The following is a 9,613-nucleotide window of genomic DNA, read 5'->3' as shown; positions in this document are numbered from 1 at the left end:
GTTCGGTTGATACCGGGAAATGCTGTGGAGGTTGTGAGCTGCTCAGGCGTTGGCGGCCAGGTTGCGGCGCCGGACCCAGAGGCCCAGGAGCAGGACCAGGGTGACCATGAGCGGCGCGGAGTAGAGGAGCAGCCCGTTTTCGCCCGAGGGGTCGTAGACCTCGGGCCGGGGCCAGGCAAGGTTGACCACCATCAGGGCCCCGTACAGGACGGCCAGGATGTTGACGGGCAGGCCCCAGCGTCCGAGTGAGAAGAGTCCTGCCGGAAGGGTCTGCCCCACGCGGTTCCAGTCGCCCCGGAGCCGGTTGATCAGCTGCGGCACGGTGACCAGCAGGTAGGCGAGGTAGACCATCACGATGCACACGCTGCAGAGGGTGGTGAAGAGGGCTGCATTGCCGACGTTGATGGCCAGCACGCCAACTGCCAGGGCACCGATAACAATCGACGGCCACATGGGCGTCCCGCGGGTGGGGTGCACCGAGGACAGCAGCGCCGAGGCGGGAAGTTTGCCGTCCCGTGCCATCGAGAACACCAGGCGTGAGCCGGCCGTCTGGATGGCCAGGGTGCAAACGAAGATGGCGATGGCGACATCCACCAGCAGTACCTTGCCCCAGAAAGTGCCCAGCACTGCGGTTAGGACGTAGGGCAGGCCTTCGGTGGCGAGCCGGCCGTCGTCGAGGCTGGGTGCGGCCATCAGGGCGGTAATGATCATCAGTGCGCCCCCGACGCCGGAGATGAGCAGCGCGGAAAGGATGGTCCGCGGCGCTGTCCTGCGCGGATCCTTGGTTTCTTCGGAAAGCTCGCCGGCGGAGTTGAACCCCACCATGACGTAAGCGGCCATGAGACCCGAGACCAGGAAGGCGCCCACCGCGCCGAGGTCCGAATTCTGCAGCACGGTGGTGTCGGCCACGACTTCCGGCCCGCGCTGGGCAGCGCTGAGAAGTGCAAGGATCACGGCCACAACGCCCACAATCTCGCAGCTGACTCCCACGGAGTTCACGTGCGACATCAGCTTGACGCCGAGTGAGTTGATGATGGTGGTGGCCACCAGAAGCACGGTTCCCAGGATCACGGCGTTCGTGGCACCGGTGACAGTGTTGAGTGCCGGGTCACCGCCCACCACCTGGAAGCCGTCCCACAGCTGGGGCAGCACCACCTGCAGGGCGATGGCGGCGGCGGCAGCGGTGACCACCTGGGCGATCGCCATGAACCATCCGGCGAACCAGCCCACGCCCTCTCCCCCAACCCGCCGCGCCCACTGGTAGACCGCTCCGGACAACGGGTAGCGGGCAGCGAGTTCCGCGAAGTTCAGTGCAACGAGCAGTTGGCCCACCAGCACTACCGGCCAGGTCCAGAAGAAGGCCGGGCCCGCGAAGGAGTAGCCGAAGGCGAACAGCTGGAAAATGGTGGTGAGGATGGACACAAAGGAAAAACCGGCCGCGAAGGAAGCGTAGCGGCCGAGTTTCCGGTGCAGGGTGGGCTCATAGCCAAGGGACGTCAGGTCCGCATCGTCCGCATGGACGGTGGGAAGAACGGTTGAAGTCATCGGATTCTCCGGGGGCTGGAACGGCGTTGGGGTGGAGCCTGCCGGCGGTGCAGCACTCGGCCGAAGGCTGCGGAATACCGGTCAATTGATAGTTTTCCAGCGGCATGTCCCCAAACCGTTTCACCTCTGTAAAAGGCACATAGACATCTTGTTTCGGCCTTATTTCCGTCCCCTCACCGGCGGAACTGCGGTGCGGACGGACCTGCCGGCCGGGGCGGGCGGCCGGGCGGGCGGCCGAGGGCGCGGCCGGGAAAGAGGGTGCAAGAATGATGCCGTGACTTCAGCCGGACCCGGGAGACCCCGCAGCCAACAGCCCTCCAGGCCCGGGGCCACCGCCCGTGAGGAAATCCTGGATGCTGCGGCCGAGCTTTTCACCACCCAGGGCTTTGCCAACACTTCCACCCGATCCATTGCCGACGCGGTGGGAATCAGGCAGTCCTCGCTCTATCACCACTTCAAAACCAAGGACGACATCCTTGAGGACCTGCTGGAGGGCACGGTATTGAGCGGACTGAAGTTCGCGCGCGCTGTGGCGGCCGTGCCGCCAACTGAAGGCCCGGACGGAAGCCGGCTCCACGCCGTCGCGCTTTATGACGGTACGCAACTGTGCAGTGCCCGGTGGAACCTCGGAGTCCTTTACCACCTGCCCGAGGCCCGCACCGCACGCTTCGGGCGCTTCCTCGCGGACCGGCAGGAGCTGCGCAACCTGTACGGGGAACTCGGAGCGGCACTTTCCCCGGCAGGCCCGGCAGCAACTTCAGGAGCCAGTCCAGGCGATCTGGCCTTCCGCCTCGTCGAATCCCTGATCAATCTCCGGGCAGACAAAATGGCCACTTCAGACTCACCGCTGCAGGCGGCAGACGCCGGACTCATCCTCTGCGGGCTTGGCAGCGGACTGCCCGTCATCCGCGAGCACAGCGCAGCGCTTACCAAACGCCTCGGCTGACAGCCGGCACGTGCTTGGGCCGCTGGCGGTCGAGGTGCCTGCGTCCAGGTTGCTCGGCTAGGCTCGGCATATGACGCGTGAGAACATCAGGACCCCCGACGGCGGCACACTGGAACTCTTCTCCACGGGCGCGGAACATGCTTCCGCAGGCTCTGGCGTAGTAGTTGTGGTCCCTTCCATGGTGACAGCTGCGGATTACACAAAGTTTGCGCAGAAGCTCAGCGCTGCCCTGGGCCGCCCCGTCCACACGTTCAACCGGCGGGGCCGTGGATCCTCCTCGCCCCAGCCGGAGGATTACACCCTTGACGTGGACATCCGCGATCTGGATACGGTGATGAAACACACGTCCAGCACGGATGTGTTCGGGCACAGCTTCGGCGGCGCCGTTGCCCTCCATGCGGCCAGGACGCTGCCGGTGGAGCGGCTCGCCGTCTACGATCCCGCCGTCTCCGTGAACCACAGCGTCAAGGCCGACTGGACCACCGAGTACGAACGTGCCGCCGCTGCCGGGGATGATGACCGCGCTCTGGCAGTCCTCCAGCGCGGCCTCGAAGCAGGCGGCGCTTTCTCGTCCCGCATGCCGCTCTCCATGCTGACCCTGGCCAACAAACTCACCGCCGGCACGTCAGAGGGCAAGCAGCAGCGCGAGCTGATGAGGACCGGTGTCCGGGAAATCAAGGCCATCATCGCCGCGGACATGCCGGCGGAGCCGTTCCTGGAGCTGCCCCTGGAAACGCTGATCGTGGTGGGCGAAAAGAGCCCGGCCTACTTCGGGGTGGCCTGCGGCCAGATCCACGACGTCCTTTCCGGCTCCAGCTACACCATCCTGCCGGGCTATGGCCACGACGGCGTCATCAAGGCCCCGGACAAGCTCATCGGAGAGCTCGCTGACTTTTACGCCGGCTGACCCAACCAGATAGCGCAAAGTGCCGATTTGAACGTTCGAAACGGCACTTCGCGCTGCCTGCGCCGGTTAATGTGCGGGACCGTGGCCCGCGCCGGCACCGTCGGTCTTGCGCATCATCGCTGAAAGCACGACGGCGGCGAAAGCGATGACGGTTGCCGTCAGGAAGGCGGCGCTCATCCCTGCAACCAGGCCCGACGCCGCGGAAACGACCGCGAAGATGGACACCAGCAGTGCGGTGCCCGCGGCGCCGGCCACCTGCTGCGTGGTGCTCATGATCGCGGAACCATGCGAGTACAGGTGGGGCGGAAGCGGGTTCAGGCCGGTGGTGAACGCCGGGGTGAAGAGCAGCGCCAGTCCGAAACTCAGCGCGACGTGCAGGGTGACGATCCACGCGATGGAAGTGCCGGCGTCGAGCATTGAGAACTGCCAGAGGGCCGCCACCATCAGTATGGAACCGGTGACGGTGAGCGGCAGCGGGCCCACCTTGTCGAAAAGCCGGCCGATGACGGGCCCCAGTAGACCCATCGCCAGGCCGCCCGGAAGCAGTGCCAGGCCGGTCTCGAGGGAGCCCAGGCCGCGGATCTCCTGCAGGTAGAGGGGCAGCAGGATGACGCCGCCGAACAGCGCCATCATGGCCACCACCATCAGCAGGACAGAAACGGTGAACATGCGGAAGTTGAAGGCGCGCAGGTCCAGCAGCGGGGCTTCGGCCTTCTGCAGCTGCAGCTGGCGAAGGACAAAGGCCGTGAGGCCGGCAACGCCGACGACCAACGCGGTGATGGCGGTGGCACCCGGTCCTGCCTGGCCGCCGTGGCCGCCGCCGATCTGGCTCAGGCCGTAGACCAGGCCGCCGAATGCAGGGACGGTGAGGACCACGGAGAGCACGTCAAGCTTTGTCTTTTCCGCCTCGCCGATGTTGGTGAGGTACTTGGCGCCGATGGCGAGTGCTGCAAGGGCCACCGGGAGGACGAACACAAACATAAAGCGCCACGTGAAGTGCTCCAGGATGAGTCCGGACACTGTGGGGCCCATGGCGGGAGCTACGGAAATGGCGATGCTGACGTTGCCCATCACGGCGCCGCGCTTGGCCAGCGGGACCAGCGTAAGGATGGTGGTCATCAGCAGGGGAAGCATGATGGCGGTGCCGCCGGCCTGGATGATGCGGGCCAGCAGCAGGATCTCGAATCCGGGGGCCACGGCGGCCAGTGCGGTGCCGCCGGCGAAAAGCCCCATGGCCAGCATAAACACGGCGCGGGTGGACAGGCTCTGCAGGATGAACCCTGTGGTCGGGATGACCACGGCCATGGTGAGCATGAATCCGGTGGAGAGCCACTGGACGGTGGGCGCGTCCACCCGAAGTTCCACCATGAGCCGCTGCAGGGCAACGTTCATGATGGTCTCGTTGAGGATCACCACAAACGTCGCCACCAGCAGCGTGCTGATAACAGTCACCGATTCGCGGGACATCTTCTCCGGTGCGGCGGGCTTGGTTCCGGGAGCTTGAACGGACTGGCCGCTGGCGTTCGGAGAGACTTCGGTAGACATGCGTGTTCCCTCAGGGAGTTGTGTAAGTGAAAGGTGCGCGGTCAATGCCGCTGCAGATTCCAACACTCTACCGCCTGGAGTAATTCCTCCACGCGGGACTTTTCTTTAACCCTGAGGGAACAGTGGGGGTCGGAAAGGGATGGGCCGGGGCGGCCGCTCCAGTCCGCTTAGGCCGTTTGGCCGGCGTGCTGGCCCTCCAAAATCTCCTCCACCAGCTTGCTGTTGAAGGCCGGGAGGTCATCGGGGTTGCGGCTGGTGACCAGGCCCTGGTCCACCACCACTTCCTCATCGGTCCAGTTGGCGCCGGCATTCTTCAAATCCGTCTGAAGCGTGTGGTAGGACGTGAGGTTCCGTCCGCGCACCACGCCTGCTTCGATGAGCAGCCACGGTCCGTGGCAGATGGAGGCCACCGGCTTGTGCTGTTCGAAAAAGCTTCTGGTGAAGCTCTGAGCGTCCTTGTCCACGCGGAGGTGGTCTGCGTTGATAACGCCGCCCGGGAGCACCAGCGCGTCGAAGTCCGAGGCGTTTGCCTCTGCGACCGTCAGGTCGACGTCGAAAGTGTCGCCTTTCTCGGTGCCTTCGAACCCCTGCAGCTTGCCGCTTTTCAAGGCAACCAGCGTGGGCTCACCCCCGGCGTTCTTCACTGCATTCCACGGACTGGTGAGCTCAACCTGCTCGACGCCGTCAGTCAAAAGAAAGGCGACCTTCTTGCCGGCGATGCTGTGTTCTGACATTCGTCCTCCTCACTTGAGGCGGGCCACCGGCGCCTGTATGAGGCCGTGGATGTGCCGCCTTGAGAGTTGCTTGCCTGACAGCTTCCAGCCTAGGAAAGCGAAAAGTAATAAGCAAGCTGAGTATTTTTCATGGCGGGCGGAAACCGGACGATAGCCATCGACCGCTCATGCACGGTCGCCATACTGTGCATCCCGCCTGGAATTGTCGGTGCCTCGATGGATGATGTCGGTATGGAAAACGGCGCGGGGACAGCGGCAGCGATGAAGGGTGTTCATGCCTCCGTGGCCGGCCTGGACGCGCTGTTTCGTAAGGATGCCGCCCTCACCGCTGGCGCCGCTGGTGCCTCTGCCGGTAGCGGTGTTGGTGGCGGAATCGATGTGTTGCAGCGCGCCTACGAGCTCCGGCTGGACCGGCTGGGGCTGCTGTCGAAACTCGAAGCACAAATAGCCGGGCTGAAAGCCCGGGACGCCGCCGAGGCCCTCGACCTCCAACACGCGATGACCCCGCCGGAAGCACCCGTGCACGAACGGACCTACGCCGAAATGTCCGCGATCGAGGAAATCGCCGGCATCCTGACCATCAGCTCCCCCGCAGCCGCAGCGCTCGTCACCCAGTCCCGTCAGCTCTGCACCCTGCCGCTGGCCATGGACGCCCTGTCCTCCGGCACCATCTCGTGGCAACACGCCCGGATCATCGCCGACGAAACCGAGACTCTGGGCCCCGCCGGCGGAACCGCCCTGACCGCGCACTTCCTGGACCCCGACGCACCCAGCCCCGCCCGCGGAGCGGCCGCCGGGGATCTGGTCCCCTCCCGGTTCCGGGCCAAAGTACGGACCTGGCGCGAACGCCACCACCCCGAATCCCTCGAAACACGCCACGCCAAAAGCGCCGCCGACCGGCGCGTCGAACACTGCCCGGACAGGGACGGCATGGCCTGGATCTCCGCTTACCTGCCCGCGGATAAAGCCTCTGCACTGTGGAACAACATCACAGCCACCGCCCGCGGCCTGCAAGGACCCAACGAACCCCGCACCCTGGCCCAACTCCGCCCCGACATCCTCTGCAACCGGATACTCCGCACCCGCGAACCCGGCACACAGGAACCCGGCACGCAGGTACCCGGCGCCCGGGTCCTTCCAACCGGACCCGTTCCCGCCGGGAACGCGGCACCAACCGTTGGCGGCGGGTCAGGGCAGCCAGGCGCTGAAGTTCCCACCCCGCGGACCGAGGTGCTGGTCACCGTCCCGGTGTTCGCGCTCCTTGGCCTCACCGACGAACCCGCCATGCTCGACGGGCACGGCCCCATCCCGGCATCCATGGCCCGGAAACTGGTTGCGGACGGGGCACACTCCTTCTACCGGGTCCTGGTCGACCCAAGGGATGGGGCGCCCCTGGAGATCGGCCGCAAAAGCTACCGGCTCCCCGAAACGGTGAAGCGCTGGCTGCGGATGCGGGACGGTAAGTGCACCTTCCCCTGCTGCAACAACCACACCCTCGACAACGAAACAGACCACCTGCTCGCCTGGCACCACGGCGGAACCACCGGAATCAACAACCTGGCCCAGCTCTGCCCCAAACACCACCGCCTCAAACACAACACCCCATGGGCACCCACACCAGCAACCCGAAACGAACCACCCGGCTGGACCTCACCCACCGGCCGCCACTACAAAAGCGAACAACCCGACCAGGAACCACCACACTGGCCCGACGGGTGGCATCCCACCGGACCAGACGGCTACCTTTGTGCCGGGATGACCGGCTCTGCCCCGGTGAAGCCGCCCCAGCCCCTGCATCCTCCCAGCGCCCAAGTTCCTGCCTACCGATAGGAGCCTTTTCGAAGACACTCTTGCGGGCCACTTAACCGGGTGAGGTGCTGAGCTGCGTGGGCAGAATGTGTTTGCAGGCAGTTTTGTCTGGCTAACCCCGGTGGTGCTCAATCAGCCAGCCGGCCATCTGCCGGGCGCGCCCGGCGGCCTGCACGTCCCCCTCTATGGCCTGAAGAATGGAGCCTTTCATGAGGATCAGGAGCGAACTGGCAAACTCCCCGGTGCGCACCAGCCCCGCCTCTTCGCCTGCGCCCTGGATGTGACCATGAATTTTCGCGAGGTACTCGATGCTGGCCCGCCCCAGGGGATGGGCCGGTCCCATCTCGAGCAGAACTTTCGCGAAGGAACAACCCTCGAAGTCCTCCCGCCTGAACCAGTCCGAGAACACGTCAAAAATGGCCAGCAGCTGCTCCTCGGGATTGCGGCCCCGGCGAAGGGCCTCAGAGAGTATTGCATCCACGGTCCACTGTTTGTCCCGCTGTTCAAGGAAGGCCAGGACCAGGGAGTCCTTGGACGGGAAGTGGCGGTAGAAAGTGGCTTTGGCCACGCCGGATCGTTCAATCAGCTCATTGACGCCGACGTCACGGACGCCGCGTCGGGAGAAAAGCTCGTACGCCACCGACATGATCCTGGCAACGGACGTGCTGGCAGCGGTTTCAGGTAGGGGTGCGGCAGTGACCAGGGGTGAAGGAGCCACCGCGGAAGGCGGGGCCGAAGGTTCCAAACCCACCGCAGCCGGTGGAAGTTCCGCTTCTGGGTTCATTGCAATTCCAGCTTACCGCCGCCAGGGAAGACAGACCGGTCTTACCCGCTGTAATGTTGCTTCCAGCGCAGTGCTTGAGACGCCGCGGAGGTACCGGAAGGGCCGCTTCGGATTGGTGCAAGGAGGCCCCTATGTCAGCGGAGCGGATATTCCAAAGCGTGCCGTCGGATCCGGACCCCTGGATGTCCAACGATACGCCCGCCGAAATTCGTCGGCTCGCCCTTGAATCGCTTCGATGGCAGGCGCAGGAAATCATTGACGAAGTTCTCCACAGCAAGGCACCCGATGGAGAACTGGCCAGGGCCAGGATGCGGCGCTGCGTCGCCCGGCACCCCGGCGAACCGGAGCAGGCGTTGCTGGAGCAGCTGGCATGCAACCCGGATCTGCCGGTTTAGGGAAACTCTCTGGGCCAGAAGAGCTGGCAGCTACGAGCTCAAGGGCATATTGTCGATCAACCGCACCGGCCCCACCTTGGCGGCAATCAACGCCAGCGCTTCACCGCGGAAAGGGGTCTCGCGGCAGTTTTCGGCCAGCGGCTCCAGGGTGTCCGGATCCACCACCTCCAAGTAGTCCAACGCCACGAGCGGCTGGGACTCCACCATCGCCTGCGCCGATTCCAGATCCAGGGGTTCGCGGGATCTCGCCCTCTCCTCGAGTAACCGCAGTGCGCGGGACAGCACCAGCGCGGCTTCGCGTTCGTCCTGGTCGAGGAAGCGGTTGCGGCTGGAGAGCGCCAGCCCGTCCACGGCGCGCACGGTGGGCACGGCCACGATTTCCACCGGGAAGTTCAGGTCGGCCACCATCCGCCGGACCAGCGCAAGCTGCTGGGCGTCCTTCTGGCCGAAGTAGGCGCGGTACGCCGGCAGGCCACCCTGCACCTGCCCGGAAGCCGGCAGGCCCGACCCAGGTATGCCATAGTGCAGCAGCTTGGCCACCACCGTCAGGGCGCCGTCGAAGTGACCCGGCCGTGAGGCACCCTCCCACTTTTCACCAAGGATCCCGGATGTGACGCGCACCAGCGGCTCGCCGCCCGGGTACACCTCGTCCACGGAGGGCGCAAAAACCAGGTCCACGCCCTGTTCTTCGAGGAGGGCAGCATCGGCGTCCAGGGTCCGTGGGTAGCGGTCAAGATCCGCCGCGTCGCCGAACTGCAGCGGGTTGACGAAGATGGTGGCCACCACAACGTCATTCTGTTCGACGGCGGTGCGGGCCAGGGCAGCATGCCCCTCGTGCAGTGCCCCCATGGTGGGGACGAGTCCCTGGGACCTGCCGCCTCTGAGCGTCAGCAGGCGGCCGCTCTCGGCGTGCAGGTCGGCAACGGTGGTAACGATCTTGATGGGCAT

9 protein-coding genes are annotated in these 9,613 nt (G+C 65.4%); 4 read left to right on the top strand and 5 right to left on the bottom strand.

Features of this window, described 5'->3' with window-relative positions:
* Positions 1-42: 42 nt before the first annotated feature.
* Positions 43-1,545: an amino acid permease gene (locus tag AC5RT4_RS11125; RefSeq protein WP_494105737.1), complete on the bottom strand. Its 1,503-nt coding sequence runs from the start codon at positions 1,543-1,545 to the stop codon at positions 43-45.
* A gap of 274 nt (positions 1,546-1,819) precedes the next feature.
* Here AC5RT4_RS11125 and AC5RT4_RS11120 point away from each other — a divergent pair, with 274 nt between their 5' ends.
* Positions 1,820-2,491: a TetR/AcrR family transcriptional regulator gene (locus AC5RT4_RS11120; protein WP_494105736.1), complete on the top strand. Its 672-nt coding sequence runs from the start codon at positions 1,820-1,822 to the stop codon at positions 2,489-2,491.
* Between the two features lie 70 nt (positions 2,492-2,561).
* A complete protein-coding gene (locus AC5RT4_RS11115; RefSeq protein ID WP_494040418.1) occupies positions 2,562-3,398 on the top strand; it encodes an alpha/beta fold hydrolase in 837 nt (278 codons plus the stop codon).
* Between the two features lie 66 nt (positions 3,399-3,464).
* Here AC5RT4_RS11115 and AC5RT4_RS11110 read toward each other — a convergent pair whose 3' ends face one another.
* Together AC5RT4_RS11110 and AC5RT4_RS11105 are read right to left on the bottom strand one after the other, a co-directional pair.
* Positions 3,465-4,943 carry a DHA2 family efflux MFS transporter permease subunit gene (locus AC5RT4_RS11110; RefSeq protein ID WP_494040417.1) on the bottom strand — a complete coding sequence of 493 codons (1,479 nt, stop codon included), beginning with the start codon at positions 4,941-4,943 and terminating at the stop codon, positions 3,465-3,467.
* Between the two features lie 167 nt (positions 4,944-5,110).
* On the bottom strand, positions 5,111-5,677 hold the full coding sequence (locus AC5RT4_RS11105) for a type 1 glutamine amidotransferase domain-containing protein (RefSeq protein ID WP_494105735.1): 567 nt from the start codon (positions 5,675-5,677) through the stop codon (positions 5,111-5,113).
* Between the two features lie 216 nt (positions 5,678-5,893).
* Here AC5RT4_RS11105 and AC5RT4_RS11100 point away from each other — a divergent pair, with 216 nt between their 5' ends.
* Entirely contained in the window at positions 5,894-7,507 is a 1,614-nt protein-coding gene (locus AC5RT4_RS11100) for an HNH endonuclease signature motif containing protein (RefSeq protein WP_494105734.1), read from the top strand.
* Positions 7,508-7,598: 91 nt separating this feature from the next.
* Here the strand turns inward: AC5RT4_RS11100 and AC5RT4_RS11095 are convergent, their stop codons facing one another.
* Positions 7,599-8,132: a TetR/AcrR family transcriptional regulator gene (locus AC5RT4_RS11095; protein ID WP_494105782.1), complete on the bottom strand. Its 534-nt coding sequence runs from the start codon at positions 8,130-8,132 to the stop codon at positions 7,599-7,601.
* A gap of 269 nt (positions 8,133-8,401) precedes the next feature.
* Here AC5RT4_RS11095 and AC5RT4_RS11090 point away from each other — a divergent pair, with 269 nt between their 5' ends.
* Positions 8,402-8,665, top strand: coding sequence for a hypothetical protein (locus AC5RT4_RS11090; protein ID WP_494040413.1), 264 nt, complete (start codon positions 8,402-8,404; stop codon positions 8,663-8,665).
* A 30-nt stretch (positions 8,666-8,695) separates the two neighbouring features.
* Here AC5RT4_RS11090 and panC read toward each other — a convergent pair whose 3' ends face one another.
* On the bottom strand, positions 8,696-9,613 hold the full coding sequence (gene panC, locus AC5RT4_RS11085) for a pantoate--beta-alanine ligase (RefSeq protein WP_494105733.1): 918 nt from the start codon (positions 9,611-9,613) through the stop codon (positions 8,696-8,698).

The sequence above is a fragment of the Arthrobacter sp. sptzw42 genome, from assembly GCF_059089685.1.
This window is presented reverse-complemented; position numbering and strand designations above follow the sequence as displayed.